Below are 16,274 nucleotides of genomic sequence, written 5' to 3' on the forward strand. Positions count from 1 at the left end.
CTCATGGCTCGTCCCGTCGACCCTCGGCTTCTCCGCTACGCCGCGGCATCCCGTCCGTTCTTCGCGCTCCTCGTGCTGATCGGGTTCGCTCAGGCGGTGGTGGTCGTCGCCTTCGCCTGGCTGCTCACGCAGGCGATCGTCGGCGCGATCGACGGGATGCCGCCGGCCGAGCTCGCCGGGATCCTCACCGCACTGGTGGCGGTCGTCGCCCTCCGCGCCGCGCTCGCCTGGGTGCGTGAGGCTGCGGCGGCGCGGGCCGCGGCCCGCGCGCAGTCAGAACTGCGAGCAGCCGTCCTCGCCGCCATCGACCGCCTGGGCCCCGGCTGGCTCGCCGGCCGCAACACCGCACGGCTGGCCGTCACCGCCGGCCGAGGGCTCGAGGCGATGGAGGCCTACTTCGGCCGCTACCTGCCGCAGCTGGTTCTCACCGCCGTGGCCACGCCGCTGCTGGTGGCGGTGATGTGGTGGCAGGACTGGGTCTCGGCCCTCACCGTCGCACTGACCCTCCCGCTCATTCCGCTGTTCATGGTGCTCATCGGCCTTGCGACCCGGTCAGTGCAGAAGCGGCAGTGGGACACGCTCGGCCGGCTGGCCGCCCGCTTCGCCGACACCGTGCGGGGCCTGGGCACCCTGAAGCTCTACCAGCGCCAGGACCGCGCGGTCTCCTCGATCGGCGAGACCACCGCCCGGTACCGCCGCGAGACGATGACCGTGCTGAGGGTGTCGTTCCTGTCGGGTTTCGCCCTGGAGTTCCTCGCCAGCATCGCCGTGGCCATCGTCGCGGTCTCGATCGGCTTCCGACTCCTCGACGGCGCGCTGCCCCTCGCCGTGGGCCTGTTCGTCCTCCTCCTCGCCCCCGAGGCGTATCTGCCGCTGCGTCAGGTGGGCGTGCAGTTCCATGCGGCGGCCGAAGGCGTCGCCGCGACCGAGGAGGTCTTCGACGTGCTCGACGCCGCCGGCGACACCGCTCCCGCCGGCGATGATCGGCCGTTCCCATCGGATGCCGCGGGGCAGGGTCCGGGCGGAGGGGAAGAGGGTCTCGTCGTGGAGGGCCTGCGGGTACGCCGTGGCGACGTCTTCCTCGCCGCGGTCGACCTCACGGCGGCACCCGGCACCGTCACCCTCCTCACCGGCCCGAGCGGAGCAGGCAAGAGCAGCCTGTTCGCGGCGCTCCGCGGAGCTGCCGCTGCCGAGGGCACGGCGACCTGGCAGGGACGGGATGTCCGGGCGCTCTCTCCCGCGGATTGGCTGGCGTGGGCGGGTCAGGACGCGGGCCTTCTCCACGGCAGCGTCGCGGACAACGTCGCCCTCGGCGATCCCGACCCGGATGAGGCGCTGGTGCGCCGCGCGCTGCACCTCGCGTGCGCGGACGGGGTCTCTCCCGACACCGGTCTGGGCGTGCGCGGAGCCGGTCTCTCGGGGGGCCAGGCCCAGCGCGTCGCCGTGGCGCGGGCGTTCTACCGCCTGCTCCGCGACCCGGCTGGTCGCGGTGCCCGCCTGCTCGCGCTCGACGAACCGAGCGCCGCTCTCGACGCCGACACCGAGGAGCGCCTCTGGCGCTCGGTGCGCATCCTCGCCGACGAGGGTGCCGCGGTGCTGCTGATCTCCCACCGTGCCAGCGCGCGCCGGATCGCCGACCGCATCGCGTCGATGACCGCGGAGACGATCCCCGTCCCGGAGGCCCGTCATGTCGCAGCCTGAAGCCCGGACGAGCGCTCGCTCGATCCTCCGCGGCGCGCTGCCACCGGCGCCGCGGTGGGTGCCGACGATCGTGACCGGCCTCGCCGCGGAGGCATCAGCGGTCGCACTGCTGGCGGTCAGCGCATGGCTCATCGTGCGCGCGTCGGAGCAGCCGCCGGTGCTGTACCTCTCGCTCGCGGTCGTCGGGGTGCGCTTCTTCGCCCTCTCCCGGGCCGCCGCCCGCTATCTCGAGCGCCTGTTCGGACACGACGCCGCCCTCGGCCAGCTCGTGCGCACCCGCACCGACCTCGTCCGCCGCCTCGTTCCCCTCGCCCCCGACGGCCTCAGCCGGACGCGGAGCGGCTCGGTGCTCGGCGCCCTCGTCGACGATGTCGACGAGCTGCAGGACCTCCCCCTCCGGGTCATCCAGCCCCTCGCCTCCTCGGCGCTCGTGGCAGCGCTGTCGGTGATCCTCGTCGGGCTGGTGTGGTGGGCTGCGGCCCTCACCCTGCTGGCCTGCCTGGCGCTGGCCGCCGTCACCGCCGCGGTGTGGGGCTGGGCTGCCGGGTCACGCGCCGAGCGCGCTGTGGCGCCCCTGCGGGCGCGGGTCACAGAGGCCCTGATGGATCACTTCTCCGCCCTCGACGTCCTCCACGCCTACGGCGCGACCGAGACCAGTCGCGCCCGGATCGACGCCGCCGATCGCGCCCTCCGCCGCGCCGTCGTGCGTCGCGCCGGAGCTCAGGCCGCGACGACCGCGGTCGTGTCGGTCGCGGCCGGCGTCGCATCGATCGCCGCCGTGCTCGTCAGCGCGCCCGCCGTGGCCTCGGGGGCGCTGTCCGGTCCCGGACTCGCGGTCGTCGTCCTCGTACCGATGGCGGTCTTCGAGGTCTTCACCGTCGTGCCGCTGGCGGCGGCAGCGTGGCGGCGCGTGCACGCCGCGGCGACCCGCATCGCCGACGCGGTGCCGGACGCCCTTCCGACCGAGCTCGTGTCCGATCGGCCGGGGCCACCCACCGGAATGGGCCCGTCCCTGGGGGAAGGGCTGTCCCTGCGGGGCGTGACGGCGAGGTGGCCGGGCAGCGCGGAGGCCGTGCTGCGCGGCGTCGACCTGGACGTCGCCCCCGGCGAGCGCGTGCTGGTGTCGGGCGCGAGCGGGGCGGGGAAGACCACGCTCGCGCACGTGCTGGTGCGCTTCCTCGAGGCCGGCGGCGACTACACGATCGGCGGCGTTCCGGTCACCGCGTTCTCGTCCGACGACGTCCGCCGCACGATCGGTCTCGTCGAGCAGCATCCGATGCTCTTCGATGACAACATCCGCCAGAACCTGCTGTTCGCACGGCCCACCGCGAGCGACGCGCACCTGGAGCGGGCCCTCGAACGGGTGGGGCTGTGGGACTGGGTCGGTCGGCGCGGGGGCCTCGACGCGCGAGTCGGCGAGCGCGGCGCCTGGGTCTCGGGGGGCCAGGCCCAGCGGCTCGCCCTCGCCCGAGCGCTCCTGCGCGGCTTCCCCGTCCTCGTCCTCGACGAACCCACCGCCGGCGTCGATCCGGCTGCCGCTGATGAGCTTCTTCGCGACCTCCTCTCGGCCGCCGGGTCCGAGCAGGCCGTGATCCTCATCTCGCACGCCGACGTCCCCGCGGGCGGTGTGGATCGCGTGGTGCGCCTGGAGGCCGGCCGCGTCGTCCGCGAGGTGGGCGCGACGACGCCGTAGGCCGGCGCCGCGCCCGCCGCTCAGGCGGGCGAGGTCACGGTCGGCCGGGCGCTGCTTCCCACCACCGTCTCGGCAGCCGCGGCGATGCGATTGGCCATGCCCGCGAAGATGAAGCCGTGGAACGGAAGCACGGCGAACCAGTACAGGCGCCCCGAGAGGCCGTGGGGGAAGAACACGGCGCGCTGCTCGTACCGTGAGCCGCCCGCCTCGGGGCGCGCCCGCAGCTCGAGCCACGCGAGCCCCGGCACCTTCATCTCGGCACGGAGGCGGAGGAACCTTCCCGGCTCGATCGCCTCCACACGCCAGAAGTCCAGGGCGTCGCCCACGACCAGACGGGCGCGGCTGCGTCGCCCGCGTGCCAGGCCGATACCCCCGACGACACGGTCCATCCACCCGCGGATCGCCCAGAGCACCGGGGAGGAGTACCACCCGTTCTCGCCGCCGATCCCCTCGATGACCTGCCAGAGCGCCTCGGGAGGGGCGGTGGTGTGCGCTGACCGCTCGTCGACGAAGACCGCCTTCCCCGCCCAGTCCGGGTCGCTCGGGAGCGGATCGCTCGGAACGCCGAGCACCTCGGCGTCTTGCCAGCTCGTCTCGATCGCATCCTCCGCCACCCGTCCGAGAGCTCGCGCCACCGCCTCCCGGTACGGCATCAGCCCGCCTTCGGGACGCGGGATCAGAGCGTCGACATCGTTGTCCTTCATGACGCACTCGTTCTGCAGGGACTCCACCAGCGGACGCGCGATCGAGCGCGGGATGGGGGTCACGAGGTTCACCCAGTGCGAGGCGAGACGGGGCGTCAGCACCGGCAGCGCCGCGATCGCCCGCTGCGGGAGCCCGGCCTCGAGCGCGTAGCCGTTCATCATCTGGCCGTAGCGGAGCACATCGGGGCCGCCGATGTCGACGGCGCGATTGACATCGGGGGCGACGCGCGCGGCGCCGAGGAGATAGTGCAGCACGTCACGCACCGCGATGGGCTGGATGCGGTTGCGCACCCACCGCGGCGCGGGCATGTACGGGAGCACGTCGGTGAGGTGGCGGACCATCTCGAAGGACGCCGAACCCGACCCGATCACGACGCCCGCCTGAAGCACGAGCGTGGGCACACCGCTGTCGAGGAACACCTGTCCCACCTCGACGCGCGACCGCAGGTGCGCCGACAGCGGCACCCCCTCGGGATGGAGACCACCGAGGTACACCAGGCGCGCGACGCCCGCGCGGGCGGCGGCGTGGGCGACGGTTTCGGCGGCCTCCCGGTCGGCCGTCTCGAACCCCCGACCCGCCGACATCGAGTGCACGAGGTAGTACAGGACGTCCACGTCGGCAGCAGCGCCTGTCATGACGGTCGCATCCGCGGCATCCCCCGACACGATCTCGACCCGCTCGCCCCAGGCGAAGGCGGCCACGCGACGCGGATCGCGCGCGAGGACCCGCACCCGATAGCCGGCGTTGAGCAGCCGCGGCACCAGGCGTCCGCCGATGTAGCCGGTCGCTCCCAGGACGAGGGCGCGGGGGGCGGTGCCGTCATCGCGCGCGACGGCGACGAGCGCCGCTTCGCGACCGGTCGGAGCGGAGAGGTCGTCCATGCCAGCGAGGCTACCGCCGCCGCGGGGGGCGGAGGGCGGCGCGCGATCAGTCCAGACGCATCCCGAAGGCCTGACTCCCGGGCGTCGACGGCAGCGCCGCGAAGCCCAGGCGACGATAGAACGCCAGCGCCCCGGTGTTGCCGGCGGAGGCGACGAGGTGCACACCCGGCACGCCCCGGTCCCGGAGCGTCTGGACGAAGCCGGCGATGAGCAGGCGCCCCCACCCCTGTCCCTGCACTTCGGGGAGGAGGTCGATGTGCAGGTGAGCGGGATACTCGCCGGCATACGGATGTGCGCTCGTCCCCCGAGCGGCGGCGTCGTTCAGCAGGTCGGCGTGGCGCCCCTCGGCCCCCTCCCTCCCGGGACGGTGCGGGGCGACCCGCGGCCACCAGTCGCGCGCGAACCAGCCCTCGAACGCGGCGGTGTCAGAAGTTCCGACGAGGTAACCGGCGACCCGACCGTCATCGGTCTCGACGACCGAGGCCAGGTCGGGGTGCCGCGCGACGTAGGGGAGGACGAAGAGCGCGGCCCAGAGATCGTCATCGGGCAGCACGCCGGCCGCGTCGGCGCCGTCGTCGGCGGTGCGCAGACAGATCTCGGCGAGCGCCGGTTCGTCACCGGGGCGGAAGGGGCGAAGGCGCGGCACGCCGGGAGTCTACGCGGCCGGCGTGCGGGACGGCGCGCGTGTCAGGTGTCAGCCGGACCGCCGCCTCGTCGAGCGTGACGGTGACGTCGGCGCCGACGGGGAAGCGCGCGGCGGCGGCCAGGTCGGCATCGACGAAGAGGGGAGGCTCGTCGGTGTGCAGACGCACCCCCGAGGGCGTGGCCTCGTGCCGGACGATCCGCGCCGACCATCCGCCCACTCCCTCCGCCGCGGCGCCGCCACCGCCGTCGGGTGCCCCGATCGCCGCCGCCGAGGGGCGGAACACCGCCCACACCCGCCCACCCGTCACGAGAAGGGCGCGCGAGGCGGCATCCGCGGGAACGACCCGCCGCCCTGCGCGCTCCCAGGCTCCGTCCCGCGCAACCCCCTCGACCCGGTTCAGACCCGCGATGCGCGCGACGAACGCCGTCGCCGGGGTGGCGAGCACCTCGCGGGTCGGCCCGCGCTGGCTGACGCGACCGGCTTCGACGACGATCAGGGTGTCGGTGAGCACCGCGGCATCAAGAGCGTCATGGGTGACGACGACGGCGGTGACGCCCGTCGCGGCGAGCTGATCGCGCAGCACCGCGCGCAGGTCGTCAGCGGTGACGGGGTCGAGCGAGGTGAAGGGTTCATCCAGCAGCAGCACGGCCGGGTCGGTCACGAGCGCGCGTGCGAGGGCCACCCGTTGCTGCTGACCGCCCGAGAGTTCTCCGGGCCGCCGATCGCCGAGGCCCGCCAGGCCCACCCGTTCGAGCCAGGATGCCGCGTCGGAGCGCGCCTTCGACCGCGAGACGCCGCGCGCCCGCGGCCCGAACGCGATGTTCTCGGCAGCGGAGAGGTGCGGGAACAGCCGCGCGTCCTGGCCGAGCAGCACCACCTCGCGTGCCGCGGCCGGCACGAGGCGTCCGGGGGCCGACAGCACACGTCCGTCCCGGACGACGCGTCCCGAGTCCAGCCGCACCGTTCCCGCGATCACTCCGAGGAGCGTGGACTTGCCCGCACCGCTCGGACCCATGATGCCCACGACCTCGCCCGGCTCGGCGACGAACGACACCGACAGCCGGATGTCGCCGCGCGCCTGGTCGTCGACCTCGACCTCGAGTCGCCCCGCCGTCACCGGAGGCTCCCCGGTCGCCAGGCACGGACGAGGAGCAGGACCACCAGGGCGGTGACGAGCAGGAGGAGCGACAGAGCCACTCCGGTCCCCTGCGCCACGCCCGCACCGTTGAAGGCGCTGTAGATGGCGAGCGGCATGGTCTGGGTGACCCCCGGGGCGTTCCCCGCGAACAGTGCCGTCGCGCCGAACTCCCCCACCGCCCGAGCGAAGCAGAGGATGACACCGGCGATGAGCCCCGGTGCGGCCAGCGGAAGAGTGATGCGGGCGAGGATCGTCCAGTGACCGGCGCCGAGCGCGCCTGCCGCCTCCTCGAACCGGCTCCCGATCGCCCGCAGCGACCCTTCCAGAGCGAGGACGAGGAACGGCAGCGCGACGAAGGCCTGGGCGAGGACGACGGCGGTGGTGGTGAAGGGCAGTCGGATGCCGACGGCATCCAGTGCAGGACCGAGCCAGCCGTTGCGGCCGAAGAGGAACAGCAGCGCCACCCCGCCCACCATCGGCGGGAGGACCAGCGGAACGGTGACGACCGCACGCAGAACAGCAGCGGTCCGCGTCGAGGCGCGCGCGATCACGAGCGCGAGGGGGATGCCGAGGATGATGCACAGCGCCGTGGCCGCGAGTCCGGTCTGCAGCGACAGCAGCAGCGCCGACACCGCCGGGGGCGAGGTCACGTCCGCCCAGAGCGTCGACCACTGCGCCCGCGACACCAGCGCGGCCAGGGGGACGACGAGCAGGGCGAGTCCCAGGACGGCAGGGACGGCGAGGATCGGAGGAACCGCGGGGGCGGGCGCCGATCGGAGCGAGCGCGAGTCGGAGGTCATGGTCCGGCAGACGCGAACCCGGCGTCGGCGAGCACACGCTGCCCCTCGGGACCGGTGACGAGGTCGACGAAGGCGCGGGCGACCTCGTCGGAGGCGGCCCCGGTGGTCACCGCGATCGGGTACAGGTTGACCACGTCCGCGGCTCCGCCGGGCACGATCACCTCGACGTCATCGCGGCCGACGACGTCGGTGGCGTACACCAGGCCCGCGTCGGCCTCGCCGGCGGCGACCTTGGTCACCACCGCCGTGACGTTCTGCTCCAGGCTCGCGGGGGTGAGACTCACCCCTGCGTTCTGGAGGAGCGTCCTCGAGGCGGCGCCGCACGGGACATCGGGCTCGCACAGCACCACCGTCGCATCGACGAGGTCGGCGAGCCCTGCGATGCCCGCGGGGTTGCCCGTCGGGGTGACGAGGACCAGGGTGTTCGCGGCGAAGACCACCGGATCGGCCGCAACCCCGGCGTCGACCGCCTGCTGCATGATGCGCTCATCGGCACTGGCGAACACATCAGCGGGCGCCCCCTCGATGATCTGGGTGGCGAGGGCCGATGATCCGTCGGTGACGAGAGGCTGCACCGCGACATCCGGATGCTCCTCGGCGAAGACCGTCAGGAGATCATCGAACGCGCTCTGCAGGGACGCCGCCGCGTAGACCGTGAGGCTCCCTGTGAGTCCTCCCTGGGCAGAACCCGGCGACGGCGAGGTCGGGGCCGACCCGGCGCAACCGCTGAGGATGACGGCGGCTGCCGCGAGAGCACCGATCGTGACACGACGGATGTGACGTCGAGATCTCGCACGACCGGTCGAGGGAGCGCCCGTCACCGGGGGACCTCCACGGTCACCGTGGTGGCCTTGACCGACGCCACTGCGAGCGACCCGACCTCGAGCCCCAGGTCGTCGACCGCTTCGGACGACATGAGCGACACCACCCGGTGCGGCCCGCACTGGATGTCGACCTGGGCCATGACGCCGTCTCGCTGCACGCGGGTCACGAGCCCCACGAAGCGGTTGCGGGCGCTGGAGAGAACCCCGGTGGGGTCGCCCGCCTGCTTCGCCAGGGCGAGCGCGTGTGCGGCCAGGACGGTTCCCGAGATCTCCGCCGGGACCGCACCCGTGGTCTCGAGCGTTCCCTGATCGATCCATCGGCGCACCGTGTCATCGCTCACCCCCAGAAGGGCCGCGGCGTCTGAGATCCGAAAATTCGGCACAATACGCATCATATCTCCGCAGACGCGGAGGCGGCGCGGGGCATCGGCGGCGGGGCTAGCCTGATGCCATGCCGTTGCCACCCCTTGTCGACCCGGCACCGCTGCTCGACCCCGCCGAGCAGGAGCGGACGCTCCGACACGCCGCCCTGGCCGGGCTCGGCGAGATCGGTCAGCGGCGCCTCGCTGCCGCGCACGTCGCCGTCATCGGGGCCGGAGGGCTCGGCTCGCCGGTCATCCTCGCGCTCGCCGCCGCGGGCGTGGGAACCCTGACCGTCATCGACGACGACGTGGTGGATCTGTCCAACCTCCAGCGTCAGGTCCTGCACCGCGTGGCCGATCTCGGCAGACCCAAGACCGACAGCGTCGAACGCGTCACCCGCGACCTGTCCCCCACCACTCGCGTCCACGCGCGGCGAGAGCGCCTGACCGCTCACAACGCGGCCGATCTGCTCCGCGGCGCCGATCTCGTCGTCGACGGCAGCGACAGCTTCGTCACCCGGGAGGCCGTGGCGAGGGCGACCGAGACGCTCGGGGTGCCGCTGGTGTGGGGAGCCCTGCAGGGGGCCGCCGCTCAGGTGACCGTGTTCTGGTCGACCCCGCCGGACGGCGCCGCGCGGGTCGTCCTCGACGACCTCTACCCCACCGGGTCGGCTCACGACGCCCCCTCGTGCGCCGAGGCGGGAGTCCTCGGCCCCCTGTGCCTGCAGGTCGGCGGACTGCTCGCGACCGAGGCGGTGAAGCTCATCGCCGGCGTCGGCGAGCCGCTCCTCGGCCGCATCCTGGTGGTCGACGCCTGGGCGGGTGCGGTGCGTGACGTGCCGCTGGCGCCCGCGCGACGATCCTCCCCCGCGCCGATCGTCGCCGCGACCGACATCCTCGAGATCGAACCGGAGCGACTGGCCGAGAAGCTCGACACGGGGGCGGTGCTGCTCGACGTCCGCGAACCGTGGGAGACCGCCCGCGGCGTCATCCCGGGTTCTGTTCTCCGCCCCCTTGCCGACGTGCTCGCCGCGCCCACCGCGCTCGCAAGCCCCGCCGGCGACGGTCCCGTCGTGGTCGTCTGCCAGGCGGGCGGCCGCGCCCGGCGGGCCGCCGAGGCGCTTCGCGCCACCGGTGTCGACGCCTCGGTGCTCCGGGGCGGTTACACGGCGTGGATCGCCGCGGCAGGCGCACCCGCCGGAGCGAACACGTGAGCTCCGTCCACGCTCTGCGGTCGGTCGAGGAGCACCGCGACGCCATCCTCGCCGCGGTCCGCCCCTGCGACGTCGTCGCATCGCCCGTCGAGACCGCGCTCGGTCTGACCCTCGCCGAACCGGTGCGCGCACGGGTGCCGATTCCGGTCTTCGACAATTCGGCGATGGACGGCTTCGCCGTGCGCTACGACGACGTCGCCGGTGCGACGCCGTCGACACCGGTCGCGCTGCGCGTCGTCGCCGACCTGCCCGCAGGGAGCCCCCTCGACCCCTCCCTCCGCCCCGGCGAGGCCGCTCGCATCATGACGGGGTCGGCGATGCCCACCGCCGCCGACACCGTCGTGCCGTTCGAGGACACCGCCGACGGTCTGGCCGACTCCCTCGGCGAGATCCAGGTGCTGCGCGCCCCACGAGCCCGCGGCGCCCACCGCCGGCACCGTGGTGGTGATCTGTCCCCCGGCGACGAAGTGGTCGCCGCGGGTGTCGCGCTCGGGCCCTTCCAGCTCGGAGCGGCCGCTGCTGCGGGTGTCGCCGTCGTCCGGGTACGCCGCCGACCACGCGTGGCGGTGATCTCGACGGGATCCGAACTCGTCGCCCCCGGCGCCGACCTGGCGCGGGGCCAGATCCCGGAGTCCAACAGCATTCTCCTCGCGGGGCTCGCGCGCGACGCGGAATCCGAGGTCGTCCTGCGCACGACCGTCGCCGACGACGACGAGGGCCTCCGACCCGCGCTCGCCGCAGCCCGGGACGCGGGCGCGGACGCCGTGGTGTTCTCCGGGGGCGTGAGCGCGGGCGCCTACGAGGTGGTGAAGTCCACCCTCGGTCCCACCGGGGAGATGACCTTCACCGGCGTGGCCATGCAACCCGGCAAGCCGCAGGGGTTCGGCGCACTCGACGACGGCACGCTGCTGTTCGGTCTCCCGGGCAACCCCGTGAGTGCCGCGGTGTCGTTCGAGGTCTTCGTGCGCCCGGCCCTGCTCCTCATGGCCGGGCGCGCGCAGCTCGAGCGGCCCGTGCTGCGACTCGCCGCCGGCACGGGGTGGCGCACGCCCCCCGGTCGCCGCCAGTACCTCCCCGCCGCCATCGATCGCAGCGACCCCGCCGCGTGGCGCGTGGTCCCCGCGACCGCGGGCGGCTCGGGCTCGCACCTGGCCGGCGGCCTCGCTCAGGCCGAGGCCTTCGCGATCGTCCCGGCCGAGGTGGAGCAGGTCGAGCCGGGCGACAGGGTTGACGTCATGCTCAGAGGGTCGATGTCATGCTGAGGGGATGAGCTTCACACACCTCGACGCCGCCGGCCGGGCCCGCATGGTGGACGTCACCGAGAAGACCCCGACCGTCCGCGCCGCCACCGCGCGCGGCTTCGTCCGCTGCGCGCCCGCGGTCGTCGCCGCCCTGCGGGATGGGGCGATCCCCAAGGGCGATGTCTTGGCGGTGGCGCGGATCGCCGGCATCCAGGCGGCCAAGCTCACCCCCACCCTGCTGCCCCTCGCCCACGTCATCGGCGTGCACGGCGCGACGGTCGACCTCGTCGTCGAGGACGAGGGCGTGTCGGTCGAGGCGACCGTCCGCACCGCCGATCGCACCGGCGTGGAGATGGAGGCTCTCACCGCGGTGAGCGTTGCCGCCCTCGCGGTCGTCGACATGGTCAAGGGCATGGACAAGTCCACCTCCATCGAGGCCGTGCGGATCGTGGCGAAGGAGGGCGGGCGCTCAGGAACGTGGGTGCGCCCGGAAGGATGATCGATCTCTCCGCGATCCTGCTCGCCGGCGGGCGCGCGCGGCGGCTCGGCGGGGTGGCCAAGCCGCTCCAGACCGTCGGAGGCAGATCCCTGCTCGACATCGCCGTCTCCGCAGCGACCCGTGCCGGCGCCTATCCGATCATCGCCGTCGGCCCTGAGATGCCGGTTGTGGGCACGGTGCGGTGGACACGCGAAGATCCCGCGTTCGGCGGACCGGTGGCAGGGATCGTCGCGGGGTTCGACGCCGCGATGGCAGCGGCGGACACTCGGCCCGCGTGGACGCTCGTGCTCGCGTGCGACCTCCCCCACGCCGAATCCGCCGTCCCCCTTCTCACGGCCGCGGCCGCGCTGGTGCCGAGCGACGTCGAGGCCGTCTGCCTCGGTGACGCCACCAGCCGACCGCAGTTCCTCGTCGGCCTGTTCCGTACCGCCCCCCTCGGGCGCCAGATCGAGCGGATGCCGCGACGCGGCCGTGACGCGGCCGTGCGCGACCTCGTGAACGACCTCGCCGTGACGGTCGTCAGCGATCCGGGAGCCGCGGCTCTCTCCTCCGACGCCGCCGCGGCTCTCTCCTTCGACGTCGACACGTGGGAGGATCTTGAAGCGGCGCGCCGCGCCGGGGAGGACGGGAACCGTGAGTGAGACACCCACACCGACACCGCGCACGCTGCCCCCGGAGGCTCTGGACCGCTGGGCCGAGCTGATGCGCGACCACTTCGACCTCGCCGCCGATCAGGTGCCCGTCTCGGGCGTCCTCGACCTCGCGCGGGAGGTCGCGAACGGCGTCGCCCGACCCGGCGCCCCCCTGGGAGCCTTCGTCGCCGGTCTCGTCGCCGGTCGGGCCGGAGCCGGCCCCGACGACGTCAGGGCCGCGCTCGCCGCCGTCGTCGACCTCGTCGCCCAGTACGACGACGCACCTTCCGAGCAGACGGCGGAGACCTGAATGGCGCGCGTGAGGTACTTCGCCGCGGCCGAGGAGATGGCCGGCACGAGCGAGGAGACGAGGGCCGAGCCGACCCTCGGCGCGCTGCGCGCGGCGCTGGCCACCGAGCGTCCGGGAATGGCGGGCCTCCTCCCCCGCTGTGCGGTGCTCGTCGGCGGCAGCCGGGTCGATGACGACGAGCCGCTCAGCGCCGAGACCGTCGTGGATGTCCTCCCGCCCTTCGCCGGCGGGTGAGGATCAGCCGCCGAGGCCGAGCCAGGTCGCGGTCCCGTCGACCTCGATCTGCCTCTTCCACACCGGCAGATCCGTCTTGATCCGCTCGATGAGCTGACGGCAGGTGTCGAAGGCGGTGCCGCGATGCGCCGCGGCCACCGCGATGAGCACCGCGGCGTCTCCGACCCCGAGCGTTCCCACGCGATGGCTGACCGCGACGAGCGCGCCGGTGTCACCGGCGGCCTCCTGCGCGAGCGAGGCGAGGACCGTCTCGGCATCGGGATGAGCGGTGTACTCCAGGGCCCGCACCGCTGCTGCGGCATCCGGATCGTGGTCTCGCACCCGCCCGATGAAGGTAGTGACCGCGCCCGCCGCGACGTCTTCCACGGCATCGAGATGTGCGGTGAGATTCAGGGGGTCGGCGCTGATCCGCGCCATCCGCACCGGCGTCATCGGTGGTCCTCACCCGCGAGCTGATCGAGCACGTGCCGGGCGACCGACAGGACGACCGGCATGCCCGACGTCACGGCCCGCGGGGAGCCGGGAAGGTTCACCACCATCACACCGTGCGGGTCCACCACCCCGGCAAGCCCCCGCGTGAGCATGCCCGCGGGCTTTTCCGCCGCACCCCGTCGGCGCAGTTCCTCCGCGATCCCCGGGATCTCGCGGGTGATCACCCTCGCGGTTCCCTCGGGCGTCGCGTCGCGCGGTCCGACGCCCGTGCCGCCGGTCGTGATCACGAGTTTCACCCCTGCGAGCACCTGAGCCGTGACCGCACGCTCGACGCTGTCGGCCCCGTCGGCGATCACGACCGCCTCGTCGCAGTCGAAGCCGGCCTCGCGGAGCGCGGCGACGGCGAGCGGTCCGCTCTCATCGGCACGCGTGCCGGCGGCGGAGCGGTCGGAGACGGTGATGACGGCGGCGGTGTGCACGCCCTCAGCCTAGGCGCGCGCAGCTGCCGCGACCTGTTCGAGGCGGACCACGACCGACTTCGACGTGGGTGTGCCGCTGACGTCGGCGACCGAGTCCAGCGGAACGAGGACGTTCGTCTCGGGATAGTAGGCCGCGGCGTTGCCGCGCGGGGTGGGGTAGGCGACGACCCGGAACCGTTCTGCGCGGCGCTCCTCGACCGCGCCGTTCGTCATCGTCCACTCCGATACGAGGTCGACGAGGTCGCCGTCGCGCAGCCCCTGGGCGCCGAGGTCGTGCTCGTTGACGAGGACCACCCGGCGGCCCCCGTGGATGCCGCGGTAGCGATCATCCTTGCCGTAGATCGTGGTGTTGTACTGATCGTGCGACCGCAGCGTCTGCAGCAGCAGCCTTCCGGCCGGGATCTCGGGGTATTCGAGGCGGTTGGCGGTGAACATCGCCCGCCCGGTCTCGGTGGCGAAGGTGCGTGCGTCGCGGGGGCCGTTCGGGAGGATGAACGTGCGCCCCTTGGCGATCCGCTCCTCGAAGTCCTCGAAGCCGGGGACCACCCGGGCGATGTGAGCGCGGATGAGTGCATAGTCGTTCTCCAGGGCCGACCAGTCCGCGTGGGGAACATTGCGCGGGCGATCCACCCCGGCGGGGTCGGCGCCGCCCGGCTCCACGGTGTCGCGCTCGACCTGCCGGCGATCGACCTCCTCGGGTGCCGGCTGGGTCTCGAGCGGCGGCGCCGTGGGCGGCGCATCGACCGCGTCGCCGTCGACGTCGCCGAACAGCATCCGGCAGAGGCGCGCGATGATCGCCACCTCGCTGAGGAGGTCGTCCGACGGCGGTGCGAGCCGGCCGCGGGAGGCGTGGACCGCACTCATCGAGTCCTCCACCGTGACCCGCTGCTCTCCGCCGCCCCGGCGGTCGCGGTCGGTGCGGCCGAGCGTGGGCAGGATGATCGCCCGACGCCCGGTCACCAGGTGCGAGCGGTTGAGCTTGGTCGAGACCTGCACGGTCAGATCCGTCGTCGCCAGGGCCGCCTCGGTCACCGCGGTGTCGGGCGTGGCGCTGGCGAAGTTGCCGCCCATCGCGAAGAACACCCGGACCCGCCCGTCGCGCATGGCGCGGATCGCGTCGACGGTGTCATAGCCCCACTCGCGCGGGGCGGCGAAGTCGAACTCGCGGTCGAGCGCGTCGAGGAACGCCGTGGAGGGCTTCTCGTAGATGCCCATGGTGCGATCGCCCTGGACGTTGGAGTGGCCGCGGACGGGGCAGACCCCGGCACCGGGGCGCCCGATGTTCCCCTGGAGGAGCAGGACGTTCACGATATCGCGCAGCGTCGGCACGGAGTGCTTGTGCTGGGTCAGCCCCATGGCCCAGCAGACGATCGTGGCCCCCGATCCCCGGACGGTCTCGGCGACGTGGCGGAGGCGGTCCTCGGCGATCCCCGTCGCGACGACCAGCTCCTCCCAGGGCACCGCGGCGATCGCCGCCCGGTACTCTTCGAAGCCCGAGGTGTAGGCGTCGATGAACGGGCGGTCGATCACGCCTCCCGCACGGTCTTCTGCTTCGAGCAGATGCTTGCCGATGGCCTGGAACAGCGCCTGGTCGCCGCCGAGGCGGATCTGCACGAACTGGTCGGCGATCCGCGTGCCGCCGAGGATCATGCCCTTGGGGGTCTGAGGGTTCTCGAACCGGATGAGCCCGGCCTCGGGGAGCGGGTTGACCGCGATGATCGTCGCTCCGCGGGCCTTGGCCTTCTCGAGCGCGCTCAGCATGCGGGGGTGGTTCGTGCCCGGGTTCTGCCCGGCGACGATGAGGAGATCCGCCTCGTGAATGTCGGTGATGGAGACCGTGCCCTTGCCGATCCCGAGCGTCTGGGTCAGCGCCGACCCGGATGATTCGTGGCACATGTTCGAGCAATCGGGGAGGTTGTTCGTCCCGAGCCCGCGGACGAGCAGCTGGTAGAGGAAGGCGGCTTCGTTCGACGTGCGCCCGGAGGTGTAGAACACCGCCTCGTCAGGATCATCGAGCCCCCGGAGTTCATCGGCGATGACGCGGAGGGCGTCGTCCCACGAGACCTCCCGATAGTGCGTAGCCCCCTCGTCGAGGATCATCGGGTGGGTCAGACGACCCTGCTGACCCAGCCAGTAGTCGTCGCGCTCCCGCAACTCGGCGACGCTGTGTCGCGCGAAGAAATCCGGACCCACCTTCCGCAGCGTCGCCTCTTCGGCGACGGCCTTGGCCCCGTTCTCGCAGAACTCCGCGATATGACGTTTGTCCTCCTCCGGCCACGCGCAGCCCGGACAGTCGAAGCCGTCCTTCTGGTTCACCCGGAGCAGGGTCTGGGCGCTGCGCACCACCCCCATCTGCTCGTAGGACATCTGCAGGGCGTGGAGAACGGCGGGAACGCCGACCGCGACCTTCTTGCGGTCACCGACCTTCAGGTCGTTCTCATCGATGTCGGAGGTGGGGGGCTTCGTCGCCATGTCCACAGGCT

Annotated in this window: 17 protein-coding genes; 8 read left to right on the top strand and 9 right to left on the bottom strand. The window is 73.3% G+C overall.

Features of this window, described 5'->3' with window-relative positions; all coding sequences use genetic code 11:
* The first annotated feature begins 3 nt into the window (after nt 1–3).
* Nucleotides 4–1,701: a thiol reductant ABC exporter subunit CydD gene (gene cydD, locus DT073_RS13830; RefSeq protein ID WP_124293916.1), complete on the top strand. Its 1,698-nt coding sequence runs from the start codon at nt 4–6 to the stop codon at nt 1,699–1,701.
* Nucleotides 1,688–3,394, top strand: coding sequence for a thiol reductant ABC exporter subunit CydC (cydC, locus tag DT073_RS13835; RefSeq protein WP_124293917.1), 1,707 nt, complete (start codon nt 1,688–1,690; stop codon nt 3,392–3,394). Before cydD ends, cydC begins: the two co-directional genes overlap by 14 nt.
* A 20-nt stretch (nt 3,395–3,414) precedes the next feature.
* On the opposite strand, the gene DT073_RS13840 is transcribed toward cydC, so the two are convergent.
* The 6 genes from DT073_RS13840 to DT073_RS13865 are packed head-to-tail and all read right to left on the bottom strand — an operon-like array spanning nt 3,415 to nt 8,771.
* Nucleotides 3,415–4,980, bottom strand: a complete 1,566-nt coding sequence (locus DT073_RS13840; protein ID WP_124293918.1) for an SDR family oxidoreductase — start codon at nt 4,978–4,980, stop codon at nt 3,415–3,417.
* Nucleotides 4,981–5,026: 46 nt separating this feature from the next.
* A complete protein-coding gene (locus DT073_RS13845) occupies nt 5,027–5,626 on the bottom strand; it encodes a GNAT family N-acetyltransferase (RefSeq protein ID WP_124293919.1) in 600 nt (199 codons plus the stop codon).
* Nucleotides 5,595–6,743 carry an ABC transporter ATP-binding protein gene (locus tag DT073_RS13850; RefSeq protein WP_240638622.1) on the bottom strand — a complete coding sequence of 383 codons (1,149 nt, stop codon included), beginning with the start codon at nt 6,741–6,743 and terminating at the stop codon, nt 5,595–5,597. The genes DT073_RS13845 and DT073_RS13850 overlap by 32 nt, the downstream gene beginning before the upstream one ends.
* Nucleotides 6,740–7,564 carry an ABC transporter permease gene (locus tag DT073_RS13855; protein WP_124293920.1) on the bottom strand — a complete coding sequence of 275 codons (825 nt, stop codon included), beginning with the start codon at nt 7,562–7,564 and terminating at the stop codon, nt 6,740–6,742. Before DT073_RS13855 ends, DT073_RS13850 begins: the two co-directional genes overlap by 4 nt.
* A complete protein-coding gene (modA, locus tag DT073_RS13860; protein WP_240638623.1) occupies nt 7,561–8,385 on the bottom strand; it encodes a molybdate ABC transporter substrate-binding protein in 825 nt (274 codons plus the stop codon). Before modA ends, DT073_RS13855 begins: the two co-directional genes overlap by 4 nt.
* Nucleotides 8,382–8,771 carry a TOBE domain-containing protein gene (locus DT073_RS13865; protein ID WP_124293921.1) on the bottom strand — a complete coding sequence of 130 codons (390 nt, stop codon included), beginning with the start codon at nt 8,769–8,771 and terminating at the stop codon, nt 8,382–8,384. Before DT073_RS13865 ends, modA begins: the two co-directional genes overlap by 4 nt.
* 68 nt (nt 8,772–8,839) lie before the next feature.
* Between DT073_RS13865 and DT073_RS13870 the strand changes: the two genes are divergently transcribed.
* From DT073_RS13870 to DT073_RS13895, 6 genes are read left to right on the top strand one after another with little or no spacing between them, the layout of a single operon-like run.
* Entirely contained in the window at nt 8,840–9,964 is a 1,125-nt protein-coding gene (locus tag DT073_RS13870; protein WP_124293922.1) for a ThiF family adenylyltransferase, read from the top strand.
* On the top strand, nt 9,961–11,226 hold the full coding sequence (locus DT073_RS13875) for a molybdopterin molybdotransferase MoeA (RefSeq protein WP_124293923.1): 1,266 nt from the start codon (nt 9,961–9,963) through the stop codon (nt 11,224–11,226). The genes DT073_RS13870 and DT073_RS13875 overlap by 4 nt, the downstream gene beginning before the upstream one ends.
* A 4-nt stretch (nt 11,227–11,230) precedes the next feature.
* Nucleotides 11,231–11,704 carry a cyclic pyranopterin monophosphate synthase MoaC gene (gene moaC, locus DT073_RS13880; protein ID WP_124293924.1) on the top strand — a complete coding sequence of 158 codons (474 nt, stop codon included), beginning with the start codon at nt 11,231–11,233 and terminating at the stop codon, nt 11,702–11,704.
* On the top strand, nt 11,701–12,345 hold the full coding sequence (gene mobA / locus DT073_RS13885) for a molybdenum cofactor guanylyltransferase (protein WP_124293925.1): 645 nt from the start codon (nt 11,701–11,703) through the stop codon (nt 12,343–12,345). Before moaC ends, mobA begins: the two co-directional genes overlap by 4 nt.
* Nucleotides 12,338–12,646, top strand: a complete 309-nt coding sequence (locus DT073_RS13890; RefSeq protein WP_240638624.1) for a DUF6457 domain-containing protein — start codon at nt 12,338–12,340, stop codon at nt 12,644–12,646. Before mobA ends, DT073_RS13890 begins: the two co-directional genes overlap by 8 nt.
* Nucleotides 12,647–12,880: a MoaD/ThiS family protein gene (locus tag DT073_RS13895; RefSeq protein WP_124293926.1), complete on the top strand. Its 234-nt coding sequence runs from the start codon at nt 12,647–12,649 to the stop codon at nt 12,878–12,880. It abuts the gene before it with no gap.
* 3 nt (nt 12,881–12,883) lie between these two features.
* On the opposite strand, the gene DT073_RS13900 is transcribed toward DT073_RS13895, so the two are convergent.
* From DT073_RS13900 to DT073_RS13910, 3 genes are read right to left on the bottom strand one after another with little or no spacing between them, the layout of a single operon-like run.
* Nucleotides 12,884–13,312, bottom strand: a complete 429-nt coding sequence (locus DT073_RS13900) for a molybdenum cofactor biosynthesis protein MoaE (protein ID WP_124293927.1) — start codon at nt 13,310–13,312, stop codon at nt 12,884–12,886.
* The gene (locus DT073_RS13905; protein ID WP_124293928.1) at nt 13,309–13,791 is read right to left on the bottom strand and encodes a MogA/MoaB family molybdenum cofactor biosynthesis protein; all 483 of its coding nucleotides are present in this window, start codon (nt 13,789–13,791) and stop codon (nt 13,309–13,311) included. The genes DT073_RS13900 and DT073_RS13905 overlap by 4 nt, the downstream gene beginning before the upstream one ends.
* A 9-nt stretch (nt 13,792–13,800) precedes the next feature.
* Nucleotides 13,801–16,263 carry an FdhF/YdeP family oxidoreductase gene (locus DT073_RS13910; RefSeq protein WP_124293929.1) on the bottom strand — a complete coding sequence of 821 codons (2,463 nt, stop codon included), beginning with the start codon at nt 16,261–16,263 and terminating at the stop codon, nt 13,801–13,803.
* Nucleotides 16,264–16,274: the final 11 nt, after the last annotated feature.

It is taken from the genome of Microbacterium sp. ABRD28 (assembly GCF_003850245.1).
Classification (GTDB): Bacteria; Actinomycetota; Actinomycetes; order Actinomycetales; family Microbacteriaceae; genus Microbacterium.